Genomic DNA, 17346 nt, shown 5'->3' on the forward strand with positions numbered 1-17346 from the left:
CGCGCGAGTTCTTCTTTCAATCGCTTCCGTTCGGCAGCGTCTCGAGATTCCGTAAGTCGATTCACGAGCGAAAAGAAACGTTCCTTCTCGGCTTCTTTGGATTGAAGACCGGCTTCGATCAAATCTACGAGCACGCGATTGGCGCTCGTCTTCCTCGTCTTGGCCAGCGCGCGCACACGCTTGGCGATACCGGTCGGGATAGACACGCTTTGACGAACAGATCTTTCTGCTTCAGCCATGTCACTATATTACACCATTGTGCACCAGACTGCACCATTCGAGTGCATACCCCTGGATAGGCCTCGGGGAGGGTGAGGGCGCCAGGAGCATAGGGCCTTGAGATGACGTACCCCCGCTGCCCGGCGATCTGCATCCAGACCTCGCGCTCTCCGCCGCGCTGGTCGGCGACTGATGGATCACTAACCGAAGGTGCTGCCGCAAGTCATTGGGGGGCGACCGATTCGATCTCTTGGTTTTCGCTGCTTGTGGGGTTGCGGGGGCTGGAACCGGGGCCCTTGGGTGAGCGGTCACCGCGTGATTGGGCTCGGCGTCGCGGTTGGGGACGCCCGTCAACCCAAAACCCGACCGTTGGGCTGGAAAACCAAAGGGGCTACGGCGTGAACCGTAACCCCTCGCCAGAACTGGTTGCGGGGGCTGGATTTGAACCAGCGACCTTTGGGTTATGAGTTTCCGCGATATCACCGAAACCATGGAGAAACAAGAAAAACGACGAAACGTGACGCATCCCCTATCTCATCGTCTTTCTTGTCTTCTCATATTGGGCCAGCGTCACACGTTAGCAATCTATTAGCAAAATCCTGGCGCCGGGCCCCTGTTGCGCTGGCGTTCCTCAGTTCGCTCAGAAAACCCAAGACAGCCCAAAACTAGGCCCGCACGCCGCGCGTGGCGAAATTCGCATAATCGCGAGCCCGTGATGTTCTGATCTGCATGCTTCCGGCCACGACTGCAATCACGGCAAGGCCTGCCGAATAAACTGCCCGTTCCAGGTGTAGAGCAGCGTCTTGCTCTCCGTGAGCTTCTTGGCGTCATCGTAATGGTTCCCGGCCAGGTCGGGCTTCACCATGTTATGGAGCAGGTCTCGTGCTGTGTTGATCGCCTGCTCCATGGTGATGCCACCGAGGAGGTCGCGCCCGCTGATCACCATCACGATCCCGAACGCGACTGAGCTATCCGGTTGAGCGTAAATGTACGCCTCTGAGACCTTGAAGGCGTCCATTCCCTCATACCGCTCAGGCGAGTCGGGCGAGTACTCGTAGTAGTGCACGTCGTTCTGCCAGCGATGGGTCGCCATCACCCGCCTCCTTTCAGTGTTTCCTGAGCCGGTCGAGAATCTCGTCAACCTCCCGAAGCAGGCCCGCGTTTATCAGCGCCCGCTGTTCGTTGAAGTTACTGAGAAGGCTGCGCCGTGATCTTGAAAAGTTCTCGAGCCTGGAGCCTTTGGTTCAGGACCGCGATTCTATGGTAGGTTTGTCCGATTTCCCTGGACTGTCTAGGTAATGCCGAGATACTTCCTGCCAAACGAGTAGCCTGCCACGCCTGCGTTGGTAGCATCGGCAGGGCATCGACTCGAAGCTTTCCCTCCTTGGCGAGCTGAGAATCTTCGACTAAGTGCTCCCGGATCGATTCTAGAAGGGCGACATTCGTGCCGATTTCATCCCGGACCAGCCTCATCGCCCGTTCTCGTTCCCTGGTCTCCGTCCTCCAGTCTTTCAAGAGATCCCACCCGATGGCGAGAAGAAATCCGAGAAGCGTCCCAAGCAACGTCGCGAAGACGCCCTGCCAAAAGTCGGCCGTCTAAAGAACCCGATCATAGTCACCAGCCTCTTCGTTCGGAGCTGCCACGAAGGTCTGCCCTACCTCGCGAGATACTCACGTAACCCCGACCTGCCGGAGCGCGCGCCGGACCGCGCGGAAGACCCCGTCGAAGTCCGGCAGCGTCGCCACCTGGGCGGAGAGCCGGGTCCCCCACAGCCGGCGGTAGCGCGGCTCCTTCTTGCGAAGGACTCCCCGAAGGCCTCGGAGGTCTTGCTGCCGCGCTGCCAGCTTGCGGCCGACGGCGTCCATGGCCTGGGCGACGGCCACGTGCCCGTGCTCCATCAGGTGCCAGAGGTCGTAGAGATCCCGGGGCTCGTTCCGGGCCCGGTCGAGGAGAGCCACCACCTTCTCCGCCGCGATCTCCGGGAGCGAGTAGGCCCTGATCCTCGCATCCTCGGGCAGGTCGTCGTATTCGGGATAGCCCCGCAGGACGGGGCGCTGCTCGATCCGGAAGACCACTTCCTCCCGGATCGTGATATCCACCTTGACCTCTTTGCCAGCAGGGCCGCCCGGCAGCGGGCCTTCATAGCCCAGGTAGAAGGTATAGCTGTTCGCATGCGGATGGCGATCTTCCCTCGCGTACCTCAAGATCACTCCGGATGCCCGGTGGGCAACCGCGAAGGGCTCTTCCAGCTCCCTTTGGATCGTTTCAAACCCGAGAGGCTCGACCAGCGTGAAGTCCAGGTCCTCGGAGAAGCGGTAGTCGGGAAAGTAACACTTCTTGAGGGCGGTCCCGCCCTTGAACGCGAGGCGCTCGCGGAGAGGGCTCCGGGATAGCCCCACCAGGAACCAAGAGAGGCAGTAGTCCCGCTCGAGGACGGCCTCAGGGATGCGTCGCCCACCGGCCCGGGCCAGGCGGTTCGAGAGAAGAGAGAGATTGCGCTGCGGGATCACGGGATCAGGCCGCGGGGACGGCGCGAAGCTCGTCCGGGCTGACGTTCAGGCGCAATCTCCACCGGCGGAGATACTTCCCTTCCCGCGGGAGCACCGGGTCGAGAAGAACGTACGCGGAGCCAAGGCGGCGTTGGAGCACCCTGAGCGCCTCGGGCGTCGCCATCCCGTAGAGCTCGAGCAGAAAGCCAAGCCGTCCGACGACTGCTCCCACGTCGAGGCGGAGCGCATACTCCACAAGCGCGGAGACCTGGATCTTCTCTCGCTGGATCCAGAGCCCCTTCGCCACCTCGGTCAGCCCACCGCAGTACTCTGGATGCCGGAGCCCGTCGATCACCGTGCGGTCGATATCGCTTACCTGGACCGTCTCCTGCTTAGTGACCCAGTGTGGCTCGATCCCGAACAGGTCTCGTCGCTTGCAGTGGACAAATCGGAACTCGGTCCCGCCGATCATCCGGGATCGGATCAGCTTGGGCGTACGTACGTAAACCACCAGCCGCGGCTGGGTGACCATCTGGTGGATCTCCATGGCCGTGCCGTGGGAGAGGTAGTAGGCGGCACCGCCTGCGAGGGCCCGCGCCACGAGCAGCGGATCCCCCAGGTACTCGCGCTCCCGCCCCAGCTCGAAGGGGACCAGCACGAAGAGGCCAGGCTTGAGGCGTGCGGCGACACCCCGGTCGACCAGCTTCCGGGCGAAGCTCCGGGCGGAGGCCTCCCCGAGCCCTGTGATGGCCGCCACGTCCTCGACGGTAAAAAGGGTCCGGTTGCGCTCGTGGAGCGCCGTAACCAGCATGGCGGCCCGGCGCCCCAGGGTCTTCAGGATAGCGGTGCCTTTCTTGCGCAATTCGTGCCCTCGTAGGGCACATTCTGCACCATAAATATAATCAAATCAAGCCTTTGTTATATCATTGAATCAATTCGTGCCCTTTGAAGGCACGATTTGCAACAACAATATTACAACCTTGGGCAGGAGCAGCTTGCTCCCTGAAGCCCGGCGGGGCACCGGGTTGAGCTAGAAGTCTCCGACCTCGTGGCCAAGCGCGGCCGGATAGTATGGCAGCACCTCCTGAACGGCTGCCGCGCCGGGATTGACGCGGCGCCTGCGAGCACCGGCCCGCAGGCGAGGCCGAGGGACCGCCCCATGTCCGTTTTAAGATCAAAGAGGAGGAAAAACCCGGCCGCTGCTCCACCTATGGTTTGCCTGATAAGTCAAGAAGTGACTGCGCGTTTCGGTCCATCGTGATCACTCGGATCAGCGCATCATGATCACCCAGATCAGTTGATCATGATCACCGGGATCGGTGTCGTGATCACCGAGATCGGTCATCGTGATCACCCGCCGGGTGGGGCATCCTGTCCCGGGAGGGTGGCCCGGAGATAGCGACGCAGGGCGGTCGGAGGCGCCAGCCTCCCAGAAAGGGAGGCAATGGCGACCGAGCGACTGTCCATGCGACACACCCGAGAGATCCTGCGGCAGAAGTGGGCCCTGGGGCGGAGCCACCGGGAGGTGGCCCGCAGCCTGGGGATCAGCAACGGCGCCGTGGGCACCACCGTGCTCCGGGCCCGGGCCGCCGGGCTGGATTGGGCCCAGGTCCAGGCGCTCGCTGACGACGCGCTGGAGGCCCGGCTGTACGGCCAGCCGGAGGCGGCGGGCACGCGGCATCGGCCCCAGCCGGACTGCGTCTCTCTGCACGCCGAGCGGCGCAAGCCCGGCGTGACCCTGGAGCTCCTCCCCCTCGAGTACCTCGAGCAGCACCCCGACGGGTACCGCTACACCCGGTTCTGCGACATCTACCGACGCTGGCTCCAGCGCCGGGGCCTGTCCATGCGGCAGGTCCACCGCGCCGGGGAGAAGTGCTTCGTCGATTACGCCGGGAAGAAGCCCCGACTCATCGACCCGACCCATGGTGAGGTGATCGAGGTCGAACTCTTTGTGGCGGTCCTCGGCGCCTCCAACTACACCTACGCCGAGGCGACCCGCACCCAGCAGGTCCCTGACTGGATCGCCAGCCACCAGCGCACCTTCGCCTTCTTCGGCGGGGTCACCGCCGCCGTGGTCCCGGACCAGCTGAAGAGTGGCGTCGTCCGCCCGTGCCCCTACGAGCCGGGTCTGCAGCGCACCTATGAGGAGTTCGCCCAGCACTACGGCACCGTGATCCTGCCGGCCCGGCCGGCGAAGCCCCGGGACAAGGCGAAAATCGAAGTGGCCGTGCAAGTCGCCGAGCGGTGGATCCTCGCCCGCCTCCGCCACGAGCAGTTCTTCGCCTTGCGCGCGCTCAACGCCCGGATCGCTGAGTGGCTCCACGAACTCAATGACCGCCCGATGCGGCTCTACCAGGCAAGCCGGCGGGAGCTGTTCGAGCGGCTGGACCGCCCCGCGCTGCGGCCGCTGCCCGCCGAGCCGTTCGTCTACGCGGAGTGGAAGACCGCCCGGGTCAACATCGACTACCACGTCGAGATCCGTCGGCACTACTACTCGGTCCCCTTTCCCCTCGTCCACGAGGTGGTCGATGTCCGGGTAACCGCGACGACGGTCGAGTGTTTTCCCACACGGGGCAGCGCGTGGCCGCCCATGTCCGCGACGACACCCCCGGGCGCCACACCACCTGCCCCGAGCACATGCCCCGCGCGCATCAGCACCACCTCGAGTGGACCCCCTCCCGCCTGACGGAGTGGGCCGGCCGGATCGGGCGCCAGACCCAGGCGCTCGTCGAGGCGATCCTGGCCGATCGGCCGCATCCCGAGCAGGGCTACCGCTCCTGTCTGGGGCTCATGCGGCTCGGCCGGCGCTACGGCGAGGCCCGCCTGGAGGCCGCCTCGGGGCGAGCGCTGGCCGCCGGCGCCCGCTCCTACCGGCATGTCGACTCGATCCTCAAGCACGGCCTGGAGCGGCTCCCGCTCCCTGAGGCCGCGCCGTCCTCCAGCCGCCCGACCCCGGTGCACGAGCACGTGCGCGGCCGGGAGTACTACCAAGACCGGCCGGCGGGGGGGAGGGCGTCGAGGCGTCGACCACCGCCGGGCCGGGTCCCCAAGCCCAGTAGAGGGGGTACTGGAATATGGCCGCCCTCATCGAACGCGCTCCTGGAGGCGCCCAGGCCCTCGCCCCCAACGCGCCGACCCGCAGAAATCGGCGCTTCGACCCTCGGGCGCACCTCCCGCGCGCCGCGGGGTCCACCGCCCGACACGCCCTGGCGCCCTCAGGCGAGGGCCCCCGGGTCCCCAATCGGCTCATCCGGAAGGAGGCGACGATGCTCAACAGCCAAACCCTCGAGCAACTCCAGGCCCTCAAGCTCACGGCCCTGGCGGCGGCCTGGACCGCCCAGCAGCAGGACGCCGAGCTGTCGGCCCTCAGCTTCGACGAACGCTTCGCCTTGCTCGTCGACGCCGAGTGGCGCGCGCGGGAGAACAAGCGCCTCACCCGGGCTCTCCAAGAGGCGAAGCTCAAGCTGCCCCTCGCGTGCATCGAAGCCATTGACTACCCGGCCAGGCGGGAACTCGACAAGGCCCTCATCCGGCAGCTCGCCAGCTGCCGCTGGGTGGAGGAGCACCAGCAGGTCTTGATCTGCGGGGCCACCGGTGTGGGCAAGACCTTTCTCACCTGCGCCCTGGCGAATCAGACCTGTCGCAAGGGCTACCGCGCCCGCTACTGGCGGGCCTCCCGCCTCTACCACGCCTGCGCCCTGGCCCGGGCCGACGGCACCTATGTCCGGCTCCTCGGCCAGCTCGCCCGCGTCGAGGTCCTGGTCCTCGACGACTGGGGGCTCGTCCCGCTCGGGGAGGCCGAGCGCCGCGATGTCCTGGAGATCCTCGAGGACCGCTCCGGCACCCGCTCCACCATCGTCACCAGCCAGCTCCCCCCGGCGCAGTGGCATGACTATGTGGGGGACCCGACCCTGGCCGACGCCATCTGCGATCGACTGCTTCACAACGCCCACCGGATCGTGCTAAAAGGACCCTCACGGAGAAAGGAGGGGAAGCTCGAGAGTTAGCCACCGACTGCCCAGCGTCGCTTCGCTCCGATCATGATGCCCGATCCAAGTGATCACGATGGAGCGATCTGGGTGATCACGATCGCCGAAATACGCAATGCGCCCATAGATGTGCTCGCCAGCGGCCAAAACCCGTCCCAGATTGCCGAGGGGTTTTCCGCCAGTGGTTCGCGAGGGGCGTTGGGGGGTCGGGGATTGCAAGGATCGCGTTCGCGGAGGGAAGTGTCCCCGGACCTGGGATTCAGGGGAAACTAACTAACCGGCACCAAAACCGGCACCGGCCTTCTCCCCGCGCTGATCGGCTCCGTGTAAGTGCCAGAAAGAACGGGTGGGCAGGAACGGGATTGAACCGCCGACAGTCCTGTGCTCTCTAGCGGTCACAACGCATTCAGGACAACGCGCGCAGGCCCGTCACGCCAGCGCTCCCACCACTACGAGCGATCAGAAGAAGGTCTCCACAGTCCGCCCGATCCGGGCCCCGCGAGCGCTCGGAGCGTGTTCCCGTTGGTGTGCCCGAGAATGTGCCCGCGAGGGCCTGAAACTCACCCAAAACCGGCCCCCGCGAGCCAAGGAGCCAACGAAAAACCCCTCGGCAAGTTGGCCACTTCCCGAGGGGCGTCAGTTCGCAAGAAGGCTTATGAGACCAGTCCCCCTTCTGGGACGCGAACCCTTGCTCACGGAGCCAGGGCTGTCCGCGCGTCCTGACCTTTGGGAACGTCTGGAGCCCTTCACCTGTCTGAAATTTTGCACATCCCCTCGGCAGCTCCGTTGGCCGTATGCTTGGGGCAGTCCGGCGCCGGCAGCGACCTCTCTATCAATGCCGAGGGTGCGGACGCTGGGGGAAGGGCGGATGGGGTTCCTCTACAAGCAGAAGTCGCGAGACGGTAAACCCGGGCAGATCTGGTGGGTGAAGTACTACCGGGACGGTCGGCCGATCCGCGAAAGCACGGGGACTGCGAATGAGATCCTTGCCCCCCGGTTCTTGAAGGAGCGCGAAGGCCGGGTCGCGACGGGACAGCCGATCCTCCCACGGGCCGACCGGATTCGGTCGACGAGGTGGCCGAGGATCTTCGCCGCCACTACCAGACGACGGGGGCTCGTGACGTGGACGAGGCGGACTTCCGGCTTACGCACCTCCGGGCGTTCTTCTCCGCCCGGAAAGTTGCGGGACTTGGCCCGGCCGACGTCACCACGTATGCCCTGAAGCGCCAAGCCGAGGGCGCCTCCAACGTCACCATCAACCGGGAACTGGCGATCCTGAACCGCATGCTGAGGCTCGCCTACGAGAACGGAAAACTCCTGCGCCTGCCCCTGATCCGCCAGCTCAAGGAGCACGGGCCCCGGCAGGGATTCTTCGAGGCGGAGGACTTCCAGGCCGTGCGGCGACGTCTGCCCCCAGACCTTCAGGTCGCGGTGAGCCTCGCGTACACCTTCGGCTGGCGGATGCAGAGCGAGGTGTTGGCGCTCGAGCGGCGCCAGCTGGACCTCGAGGCCGGGACCCTCCGCCTCGAGCCGGGGACAACGAAGAATGATGAAGGACGCTTGGTCTACCTGACCCCGGAGTTGAGGGCCCTCCTCGTCGCCCAGGTGGAGCGCGTCCGCGCCCTCGAGCGGCAGACCGGCAGGATCATCCCTTACCTCTTCCCCCACCTTCGGGGGCGACGTCGAGGGACACGCATTCAGGATTTCAAGCGGCGCTGGCACACGGCCTGTAAGAAAGCCAGCCTGGTGGGGAAACTCCGCCACGACTTCCGTCGAACGGCCGTGCGGAACATGGTCAACGCCGGGATTCCCGAGCGGGTCGCGATGACCATCAGCGGGCACAAGACCCGTTCCGTCTTCGACCGCTACCACATCGTGAGCCCCGGGGATCTCCGGGAAGCGGCCCAGAAGCTCACGGGCATGACGGCGGGCATAACGCCGGGCCGGATACCCCGGGGGGGTCTCGGAAAGCCTCGGAAGAATTCAGCGATGCGGCCGGCGCCGAGCCGGTGACCACTGCCGAGGTGAGCCAGTGGCCCTCCTCATCTAACCCTTTGATTTTTGGAGAGATTCGGCCTTATCCCGCCGCCGGGGAGACAGGTCTTTATTCCAATTGACAAGTAAAATGACGCGTCTTATGCTAAGCGCATGGAATTCGAGTTCCTTCCCTGGGTCACCGGAGGTCCTTCGTGCGAAGCGTTCGCATCGCGTCGGGTGGGCAACCGAGTGAGGTCTTCCGCGTCGTGCCCCGCTCCAGACCTGACCTTCTCAGGTCATTCGCCGATGTCGGTCGTTTCCACGTCTTGCCGGATCCACCGACCTCGTATCTCTCACTCAGACCGCACACGGCCATCTTCGAGGCCTCCCAGGGCATCCGTGAAGTCACCGGCGAGGGCTTCCGCCTGCTTCGAGTGGCTGTTCGGCTCACCGAGGGCATCAACCTGTGCGAGGAGGGGGAACGCAGCGTGATCGGACTGACGGAGGAGGAGATTCTCGGGCCTAAAATTCTCGGGGACCCAACCCATCAAGCCCGGCTCTTGGTGGCCAGGGCCGCCCGGGCGGTCGGGGCCCAAGGGATTTGGTACCCCTCGCGCATGGATCGCCCTGACGGCGTGAACCTCGTGCTTTTCCTCGAAAATGCCTCTGTGGGGCGCCTGGAGCATGGGGCGGTCCTGGAGATTCTTGGCGAGGATGGGGACCCACAACGTTCTCGCCTTTCCGTCGTTCTCGACGAGATCAGAGCCACGCGAGGGCCGAACTGGGTTGAAACGGTCCGGCGCAACGCCTACCGGCCATGACATCGATCAGTGCGAGGGGCGTATGGGCACGACGTCAAAGGTTCTAGATCGTTTGCAGCATGTTGCGGGAGACTTGAAAAAGCTGCGCGAGCAGCATGCAACTCCGGGTCCTCTAGGAGCCGAAGTGCCTCGCGCAAAGGTTCGGGATCTTTCCACAAAGGAGCTTGTGCAACTCAGAAGGCAACTTGCGCTCAGCCAGCAGCAGCTTGCGCAATGGTTGAATGTGAGTCTCGTGAGTGTTTCCCGGTGGGAGCGTGGCCATGGGCAGCCCTCGCCCCGCGAAGCGCGAACGCTCGCGCGGCTCGCCGAACTCGTCGCCGCAGTAGGCGATCGGCTCACTCCTAAGGAAATGACGCGCTTTTTCGGCGAGCCTCACGAAGACCTTTACAATGATCGCCCTGTTGACGTGCTCTCTAATGAGATTGGCTATCGTGCAGTACGACATCTGCTCGAACGCCTACTTAACGCTGAGTACGCTTAAGGCGAAGCAGAGGCCAGCACTCTCCAGTATTTCCGGCCTTTTTGTCCGGCACAGCCCTAAATCACCGTGTTCCACGGAATCTTACTTCGGTGCCGACGACCTCACCTAGGATGTAGACACTACGCAGCGGGCGCGCCACCTGTGACCCCGGCGGAGGAAGCCGTGGGGACAAGTCCAACCCGGGGTTCACGCCCAGCGTGCTCCAGTTCGATGCCCGTGCTCGGCCGCTCGCGGGCATAACGACGGGCATAACAGAGGGGGCGGGCTCGGTGGCCCGCCCCGCAAGTATTTGATTTCCATGGTGGACGATACTGGACTTGAACCAGTGACCTCTGGCATGTGAGGCCAGCGCTCTGCCAACTGAGCTAATCGTCCGTGTCTGGAAAGTTACACACTTAGGGGACGGCTGTCAACCGGGACCCCCGAGTGTACCCCAAAAGTGTACCCCATCATCTTGCGGGCGGCCTCCTGCAGGTCCCCGGGGCTGACGATGTGGTAGCGGTCGAAGACGGCGCGCGTCTTGTGGCCCGTGATCGTCATGGCCACGCGCTCGGGGATCCCGGCGTTGACCATGTTCCTGACGGCGGTGCGGCGGCAGTCATGGCGGAGCATCCCCGGGACGCCCGCGGCCTTGCAGGCCGTCGCCCACGCGCGGCGGAAGTCACGGATCTGCCGCCCGACGTACGGGCCCCGCAGATGCGGGAAGAGAAACGGGATGATGCGGCCAAGACGGCGCTCCTGGGCTCGCACCCGCTCAACCTGGGCGGCGAGCTCCGCCTTGAGGTCGGCCGGGAGGTACACCACTCGCCCGTCGGCGTTCTTGGTCGTGCCGGGGTCTAGCCGAAGCGTCCCCGCCTCCAGGTCGAAGTGGCGCCGCTCGAGCATCAGGACCTCGCTCTGCATCCGCCAGCCGAAGGCATAGGCGATCCCAAGGGCGACTTGAAGATCGCCGGGGAGATGCCTGCACACTGCCTCGTACTGGTCGCGCTCGAAGAATCCTTGCCGCGGGGCGGCCTCCTTGAGCTTGCGGAGGACAGGCAGCCGCGTGAGCTTCTGGTTCTCGTAGGCCAGCCGGAGCATCCGGTTGAGCACCGCCAGTTCCCGGTTGATCGTGCCGTTGGCGGCTTCCTTGGCCTGTCGCTTCAGGACGTACCGGGTCACGTCGGCAGCGGTGAGCATCGCGATCCGCCGCCCTCTGAAGAATCGGCCGAGGTGTGCGAGTCGGTACCCGGCCTCCGCGAGGCTCCGGTCGCCGTTGGCCGCGTAGTAGTCTCGGAGATCCTGGGCGACCTCATCGTACTTGATGCGGTCTACCCGAGGGAGAACTGGCTCCCCTTTAGCGACCGCGGCGAGGCGTTGTTGGAGCACCCGGCGGGCTTCGGCCTCGTTCTTTGTTCCAGTACTCTCGCACCGCGGGCGACCGTGGACGTAGTACTTCATCCACCAGACCCGCCCCCGAGTGCCATTCGGGAGTTTCCGGTGAAAGAGATGGCCGCTCCCAGGTTTGGCGCGGCCAGCAGGGGCCGATAGACTCGTCTTGCTCATCCGGTTCTCCTCCTTTCTACGGAGAGTTCGCGGTTGACCATACCGTTCTGTACTTGAGCCGCCGAATGCGTCCGAGCTTTCCGCTTCCCCACTACGTCTCCCTCGCTTACAGTTCCGGCCGTGGCTCCTCTCCGCATTCTGCGCGCCAGTACGTAACCAACGTATGGCCGGATGCGTGGGGAGGTCAATTGTATCCATTTGAAGACAGTCGCGGAGCCCGCCGGGGGTGAGAGCCGAACCGTGGGAGTGGCTCATCAAGGCCCCGACTTGGCCTGGGCGACCTTTTCTGAAGCTGGAGATGGCGGGGGCGGGAGGCCAGAACATCCTGATGTTCGGATCAGTTACGAACCAAGGGGATATCTACTCGTAGTCCCAATGGGAATCCATTGATTTCACGGTATTCCTTGGTAGAGTCTCTGCTAATGCTAACGCTGTCGCGGCCGGATGTGGGCGGGCAGGGCGAAAACTCCGAAGGCCAACGATGAGACGACTGACCTATGTGACCGATCCGCATCACCTGGAGGGTGCGGAGGAGGACCCCTTAATCCCCGGCCCAGGCCGGCGGATGGCGCGGTTCATCCGCAGCCTCGTCGAGTTCGGGAGCGCCATTCCCCCCGGTGCCACCGGGATCTCCGGGGTCAACTGCCGGCGCCGGCCCGGGCGGAGACCGTGCGCGGGATCCATTGTCGTCGCCCGCCGGGTCGAGCCGCCCGAGCTTCACTGGGAATGTCCCCAGTGCAGGGACCATGGGGTAATCCATTCCTGGCAGGGGTGCCGCTGGGATCGTTCCCGCTCGACCTGACAAGGGACGCGGCCTGCCACCGATCGGCGGGCGAGTCGCTCGCGTCCCGCCCCAAACAGCTGCGTGTTTTCAGATTGAGAGTGCGCTAGACCCGGATTCTACCCACTGGGGCGGAGTTCGGGTAACTTCGGAAACTCCTCGCCAGATCAGGCTTTGCGGGCCTCAGTCCTTTTGGCTGGATTCGGGGGAGTTCGGCCGGTTTTGGCTCCCGCTGGCTACTCCCTGGCTACCCGGTGGGGCCACCTCTTTCCGGCCCTCCCCTCTCCGTCGCCTGGAACCAGGTCTCACATTCGCCCCCTGACCGCAGCGGCATTCAGGCGTTGACGAGTTCTCGCAGCTCTTGCCCCACCTTGAAGAGCGGGACGCGCTTGGCGGGCACGCTGACCATGGTCCCGGTTTTCGGGTTCCGTCCCCTGCGAGCCCTGCGCTGACGGATCCTGAAGTTCCCGAAACCCCGGAGCTCGACCTTGTCGCCCCGAGCCAACGCTTCGGTGATGCTGTCAAAGACCGTCTCGACGATCGTCTCGCTTTCCCTTTTGGTCAGTTTACATACCTTCGACAGTTCGTCGATCAGGTCAGCCTTCGTCATGATCCAGCTCTCGCGCGCACAACGGGGTCCGGCCGGACGTTGCCCCCTCTCCGTGCCACTGGCTCAAAAGTGAGCAAGGTGCTCTTCAGCTCGGTTCAGCAGGGCCTCCCTCCTTTCACCCACAGGGTTTTCCACCGACCGCCCAAGAAGCCTGGGGATAAGGTCCTGGACCCCGCTCATGTGGTTTTCGCGTCATAGAACCAAGCGTCCAACCCTTCGTCCAAGTACACAAGACCCTCTCCTCTTCGACACGAACTCTGAACCACCGGAGCCGGTTCCCTCCCTCGGCGGCCTCGCTGACCCAGCGATCCAGGACCGTCAGTTCTGCCCACCCACTGCCCGTCCAGAAACGACGTGGCGTCTCCTCTCCGCGGCCACCGGCATAGCACTCGACCCGCACGGGCTCGTCATCCCGCATCATGGCGCCGGCGCCCGATAGGCCTTACCTCATCCGTTGCAAGAGTCTGTTGACGCTCTTCAGGTCAAAGGCTTCCGGGTGGAAGCTCCCACCGACCCACGTGAGCATGGCCTGATGCTCCTCGTGCGTGGGGTCACCGATCGCCTGAAGAAAGCTCTCGTACCGTGGGACGCCACCGCAATCCTCTGGCGGACAGGCTCGTGCACCGGCCAGACAGACCGGGAGGTCTCCGGCGCCTTCCGGCCGCGTCAGGATCTTCTCGACCACCACCAGGTGCTCCCAGCTGTCTTCAAAGTCGTACTCATAGAGGAACGAGTCGTTCACCCCGGGGGCGACCTCGAACAGCCGGACGCTCCGCTCGTCCCGAACGTCCCTCTCGTCGTACTCGGGATCTGGCTCACCGTAGCGGGTGTCTCCCACCCTGAACTCGTGCAGGTGACTGTTGGTCCAGCCCATCGCGACCTGGAAGATCTCGTGCAACCGGTCCAGGCGCACCCCGCGGGGGACGAGGACCCGGCGCCAGATCTCGGGTTCGATCTCCAGCAGCGAGATCTTAAGCTAGTAGGGAGGCCCCGGGCCGCTCCTCGTCCCGCGGGCCTTTGACCTCGGTGACGTCTCGCTTCGGCCGCTGCCCCATCGACCTGGAATGATCTTCCCCATCGTGGCTCCTCAGCAGCGATGATCCCGATTCTCTCATGGGCGCCCTCGCCGCATGACGCAGTGTGACCCTCCTGGAAGCCCACGTCCGCCGCTTCACCAGGCGAATTGTAACTGAACGTCTGTACGACGCGCAGGGACGATCCAGGCCCACGGATCCCCGCGGCCTCGCCCACCGGCCTCCTCTCGGGGCCAGTCAGACTTGCCTCACTCGTATCTCAAGAACTTCCGATGAGCCTCCTTGGCCGCCCTCACGTCAACGCCGAGGTAATAGCGGCACGTCGTATCAAGCCGCTCGTGGCCAAGCAGCTCCTTGATATGCCCGATCGGACAGCCGTTGAACAAGCGATATTCCTCAGATCAGTAAGATTCAGGAACTGTTCCCTCGGACTGTCACGGCACCGTCACGTTGAACCGCGCGCTTTCGGCTACTGGAATATGGAACGGCAGGGCCCCGTAGGGTCGAGCCAGCATATGCCGGTCGTCGCCTACAGCTCCGCATCAGGCCCGCCAGCGGAACGCCGCCCATTCTTGCAGCGACGAAGTGCCCCGCCCGCCATCGGCCGCTTGCTGAATTTAGACGGAACTTAGACGCGCTCTTGACCGGTGGGTTTGACACGACTCATGACGACGTGGCTCCTGAAAATGTTAAGAAACTTCTCGACGTTAGCGCGGTCACGCTTGCTCAGCGGAGCCTCGATGTTAAGCCGTGTACGGAGCTTCCTCTCCGGCACGATTACAGCCGAGAGTGTATCAAGGAATCCATTCGAGACTAGCCTCTTGATGAAGTTACGCTCTGGATCGGAAAGGCGACCCCAGGCCGCGAACCCGTCCAGCGTGCCTTCCTGATCATTGAGGCGATAGTTCAGGTCGCCCGCGGTACCGACATAGAGCGGTCGATGGGCACCGTCGCAGATGATGTACCAGCCCGGCTCCGCAGCGATCGGTGGACCTGACACTGAAAAGTAGTAACGATCGACAACGCGGAGCTCACGTACCGTTGCCTCCCCACTCACGACCAGCTCCTGCAGCACCTCCAACAGGCGCTGGCCAACGCCGCTTTCGTTCAGGTTGATCCTATCGCACACCAAAACGCCGGGCGATCCACCATTGCCCTTGTCTCGCTTCCGTGGCATCGCCGTCTCCACAGGCCACCGGTCAGCACTTCATGCGCTTGCGGCTGCGCCCTCTGATGGGCTCCACGACCACCGTCTCCTCGTGAGCCACCGTGTCCGCCGCCATCATGCCAGACCTCCCATGCCGGCGACGTTCTCCGCAGACCCTCGTTTCAACCAGCACCGCGCCCTCGCCGACGATGCTCGCGGATTTCCCCCTGGCGCTCAGCGCCCGGCGGCCTGCCCGCGAAAGAGCCAGACGCGGCTCCTTTCGTTGCTCTTGAAGGTGCTGTTGACGATGGCGATCGCCCCTGCCCCGTTGACGGCGAGCTTCCTCATCAGCAACCCTTGCTGACTGCCGTTGAAGCCGAGTGCCGGATCGACGCTGCCCGGGATAACCGTCGGCGGCGCGAACGTCCGGCCGCCGTCGCGGGAATACGTGAACCCGAGCCCTTCCGGATAGTTCCGCCGGCCAGGGAAGAGCTCCCAGCTGACGTAAAGGTTGTCCCGGCCGTCCACGCTCAGGGCCGGGAAATGGACGCTCTCGAACTTCTCCGTGTGCGGGCTCGAAATCTCCTTCGGCGCCTCGAAGGCGCGTCCCCCATCGCGCGACCGGGTGTAGTGGATGCGATATCGATCGAAGGGGCCGGCCGGACTTTCCGCGTACGCGAGATGAACGGCGCCCTTGCGGTCCGTCGCGATCTTCGGCGCGTCGGCGTGCCCGCCGCTTTCGAGGACGATCCGCGGCGCGCCGAACGACCGGCCCCCGTCGGTCGACTTGGCGACGCGGATGTTCGCAGCCCTGTCTTCCCCGACGGTCCAGGCCAGATACACATCGCCCCGGGCATCGACGGCCAGGGAGGGACCGCGCGCGGGAGTTGCGTCGCCCCCGCCGGCGATGCGCACCGGGCGGGAGAAGCGGCGGCCCCGATCGGTGGAGCGGCTGAACCACAGGGTCCCTTCGTACTCCGTCCAGGCTGCGTAGAGATTGCCCTCGGGGCCCATGGCGAGGTCCAGGCTCCCGTTGTGCCAGTAGCGCCGGGTGAGACGCCCTTTGCCGGACCCGGCGATGTCGTTCGAGAGGTTGAGCGGATCGCTGATGGTCTTTCCGCCGTCGGTCGACCGCGCGAAAAAGATCTCCCCGCCATGCGAGCCCCCGGAAAAGACGATCTCCTGCCAGAGGATATACACCTCGATCGTGTCGGTGGAGGTGATGAGCATTCGGGGAAGCCAGGAGAAGATCCGCGGGCTCCTGGAGACGTTGACCGGTTCCTCGAGCCGCTTGTGCCCGTCGGGCGCGTACATCTGGACAAAGATATCCTTCCGGGACTGATCGGCCCAGGCGACCGCGACGAAGCCCCGCTCGTTGATGGCCACGGTGGGGTCGTCGACGTAGTCATACTCCGACTCATTCATGCGCCAGGGCCCCCGGTATCCCCCGCCCGAGGCGACCTCGATCTTCTCGCCCCATGTCACGCCCGGCGCGTGCGCTTGCCCGAGGGCGAACACCACGCTCAGAACGACCGCCAGCAGCACGCAAACGCCAAGGAGTATCTTCAGGTACTCCCGGATCGAGTGTGGGTCATCCCAACCCCTAGGGGTAACTCCCTGGACGCCGCAGCCTGTTGCGCCCCCCTCAAAAGGAAAGTCCCGAGATCGGTCTGTTCTAGGATCTTTGCTGCGAGTCCGGTGTTGATTGCGTAAAATCCAATGCGGCTTTAGAGCGTGCGCAGGAAGTCTATTACCCGGGCCAGCGCTAGGCAGTCCTCCCTGTTGTGCGACGGTGCTCAGCCATTCGGACGGGTATGGCGTCTACTCGTCTTCTCGAGTTGGCTCGGTTCATGTGGTGCTCACTGACCGATACTGGATCTCGGAGCGCAGGCATTGCCAAATCATGACTGAAGAACATGATCTCGACGCCCTCATAACGGTCCCGCGCCGTGTAGCTCAGGCGATACACGCGGTGACGATATCCCCGGTATAAGGCGCGGATCTGGGGAACGTCGTCGTATGACACGAGCCATGGCCGCCGGGCACCGACAAGCACGCGTGCGATAGCTACTCCCGCGTGGCGGTGCTGGGGCAGATCTGGGTGTAGGCGCAGGTGCGGCAGACCTGGTAGGCGGGGGTCGCGGTGAATTCCCGGGCGCGGATGCCGGCGGCCGCGGCGTGAATGGCTTCTTCGGCCTCGGCCAGGTCCTCGCCGGCTGGCGTGTGCATGCCCACCAGGCCGGACTCCAGGA

At 64.5% G+C, this 17346-nt stretch carries 14 protein-coding genes, 1 tRNA gene and 2 pseudogenes; 6 read left to right on the forward strand and 11 right to left on the reverse strand.

What is annotated here, in order from left to right; genetic code table 11:
- From HY726_18815 to HY726_18830, 4 genes are all read right to left on the reverse strand, one after another.
- Positions 1-239, reverse strand: a 239-nt coding sequence (locus HY726_18815; GenBank protein MBI4611048.1) for a hypothetical protein, incomplete at its 3' end; no start/stop codon positions are given.
- A 731-nt stretch (positions 240-970) separates the two neighbouring features.
- Positions 971-1312, reverse strand: coding sequence for a hypothetical protein (locus HY726_18820; protein ID MBI4611049.1), 342 nt, complete (start codon positions 1310-1312; stop codon positions 971-973).
- Between the two features lie 578 nt (positions 1313-1890).
- Positions 1891-2730, reverse strand: coding sequence for a nucleotidyl transferase AbiEii/AbiGii toxin family protein (locus tag HY726_18825; protein ID MBI4611050.1), 840 nt, complete (start codon positions 2728-2730; stop codon positions 1891-1893).
- Between the two features lie 4 nt (positions 2731-2734).
- Entirely contained in the window at positions 2735-3520 is a 786-nt protein-coding gene (locus tag HY726_18830; protein MBI4611051.1) for a transcriptional regulator, read from the reverse strand.
- A 633-nt stretch (positions 3521-4153) separates the two neighbouring features.
- Here HY726_18830 and HY726_18835 point away from each other — a divergent pair.
- The 5 genes and pseudogenes from HY726_18835 to HY726_18855 all read left to right on the forward strand — a co-directional run bounded on the left by HY726_18835 (position 4154) and on the right by HY726_18855 (position 9977).
- Positions 4154-5697: pseudogene (locus tag HY726_18835) on the forward strand (IS21 family transposase).
- Between the two features lie 278 nt (positions 5698-5975).
- Complete coding sequence (locus HY726_18840; GenBank protein MBI4611052.1) at positions 5976-6716, forward strand: ATP-binding protein; 741 nt, start codon at positions 5976-5978, stop codon at positions 6714-6716.
- A gap of 1056 nt (positions 6717-7772) precedes the next feature.
- The gene (locus HY726_18845) at positions 7773-8711 is read left to right on the forward strand and encodes a site-specific integrase (GenBank protein ID MBI4611053.1); all 939 of its coding nucleotides are present in this window, start codon (positions 7773-7775) and stop codon (positions 8709-8711) included.
- Positions 8712-8887: 176 nt separating this feature from the next.
- The gene (locus HY726_18850; protein MBI4611054.1) at positions 8888-9496 is read left to right on the forward strand and encodes an RES domain-containing protein; all 609 of its coding nucleotides are present in this window, start codon (positions 8888-8890) and stop codon (positions 9494-9496) included.
- Between the two features lie 22 nt (positions 9497-9518).
- Positions 9519-9977 carry a helix-turn-helix domain-containing protein gene (locus HY726_18855; GenBank protein MBI4611055.1) on the forward strand — a complete coding sequence of 153 codons (459 nt, stop codon included), beginning with the start codon at positions 9519-9521 and terminating at the stop codon, positions 9975-9977.
- A 299-nt stretch (positions 9978-10276) separates the two neighbouring features.
- Here the strand turns inward: HY726_18855 and HY726_18860 are convergent.
- Together HY726_18860 and HY726_18865 are read right to left on the reverse strand one after the other, a co-directional pair.
- Positions 10277-10352 (reverse strand) — tRNA-Val (locus tag HY726_18860).
- Positions 10353-10364: 12 nt separating this feature from the next.
- A complete protein-coding gene (locus tag HY726_18865) occupies positions 10365-11522 on the reverse strand; it encodes a tyrosine-type recombinase/integrase (protein ID MBI4611056.1) in 1158 nt (385 codons plus the stop codon).
- Between the two features lie 481 nt (positions 11523-12003).
- Here HY726_18865 and HY726_18870 point away from each other — a divergent pair, with 481 nt between their 5' ends.
- Complete coding sequence (locus HY726_18870; protein MBI4611057.1) at positions 12004-12324, forward strand: hypothetical protein; 321 nt, start codon at positions 12004-12006, stop codon at positions 12322-12324.
- A 313-nt stretch (positions 12325-12637) separates the two neighbouring features.
- Here the strand turns inward: HY726_18870 and HY726_18875 are convergent, their stop codons facing one another.
- The 5 genes and pseudogenes from HY726_18875 to HY726_18895 form a co-directional block, all read right to left on the reverse strand.
- Entirely contained in the window at positions 12638-12913 is a 276-nt protein-coding gene (locus HY726_18875) for an integration host factor subunit beta (GenBank protein MBI4611058.1), read from the reverse strand.
- Between the two features lie 442 nt (positions 12914-13355).
- A pseudogene (locus HY726_18880) lies at positions 13356-13991 on the reverse strand (plasmid pRiA4b ORF-3 family protein).
- A gap of 584 nt (positions 13992-14575) precedes the next feature.
- Positions 14576-15124 (reverse strand): hypothetical protein, encoded by a 549-nt coding sequence (locus tag HY726_18885; protein ID MBI4611059.1) that lies wholly within the window; start codon positions 15122-15124, stop codon positions 14576-14578.
- Positions 15125-15328: 204 nt separating this feature from the next.
- Positions 15329-16639, reverse strand: coding sequence for an exo-alpha-sialidase (locus tag HY726_18890; GenBank protein ID MBI4611060.1), 1311 nt, complete (start codon positions 16637-16639; stop codon positions 15329-15331).
- 522 nt (positions 16640-17161) lie between these two features.
- Complete coding sequence (locus HY726_18895) at positions 17162-17323, reverse strand: PD-(D/E)XK nuclease family protein (GenBank protein MBI4611061.1); 162 nt, start codon at positions 17321-17323, stop codon at positions 17162-17164.
- Positions 17324-17346 lie beyond the last annotated feature (23 nt).

Source organism: Candidatus Rokuibacteriota bacterium (genome assembly GCA_016209385.1).
Classification (GTDB): domain Bacteria; phylum Methylomirabilota; class Methylomirabilia; order Rokubacteriales; family CSP1-6; genus JACQWB01.

Coding starts and splice junctions, on each gene's coding strand:
- HY726_18820 (MBI4611049.1), bottom strand. CDS start 1,312: ATGGCGACCCATCGCTGGCAGAACGACGTGCACTACTACGAGTACTCG.
- HY726_18830 (MBI4611051.1), bottom strand. CDS start 3,520: ATGCTGGTTACGGCGCTCCACGAGCGCAACCGGACCCTTTTTACCGTC.
- HY726_18840 (MBI4611052.1), top strand. CDS start 5,976: ATGCTCAACAGCCAAACCCTCGAGCAACTCCAGGCCCTCAAGCTCACG.
- HY726_18855 (MBI4611055.1), top strand. CDS start 9,519: ATGGGCACGACGTCAAAGGTTCTAGATCGTTTGCAGCATGTTGCGGGA.
- HY726_18865 (MBI4611056.1), bottom strand. CDS start 11,522: ATGAGCAAGACGAGTCTATCGGCCCCTGCTGGCCGCGCCAAACCTGGG.
- HY726_18870 (MBI4611057.1), top strand. CDS start 12,004: ATGAGACGACTGACCTATGTGACCGATCCGCATCACCTGGAGGGTGCG.
- HY726_18875 (MBI4611058.1), bottom strand. CDS start 12,913: ATGACGAAGGCTGACCTGATCGACGAACTGTCGAAGGTATGTAAACTG.
- HY726_18885 (MBI4611059.1), bottom strand. CDS start 15,124: ATGCCACGGAAGCGAGACAAGGGCAATGGTGGATCGCCCGGCGTTTTG.
- HY726_18895 (MBI4611061.1), bottom strand. CDS start 17,323: ATGCACACGCCAGCCGGCGAGGACCTGGCCGAGGCCGAAGAAGCCATT.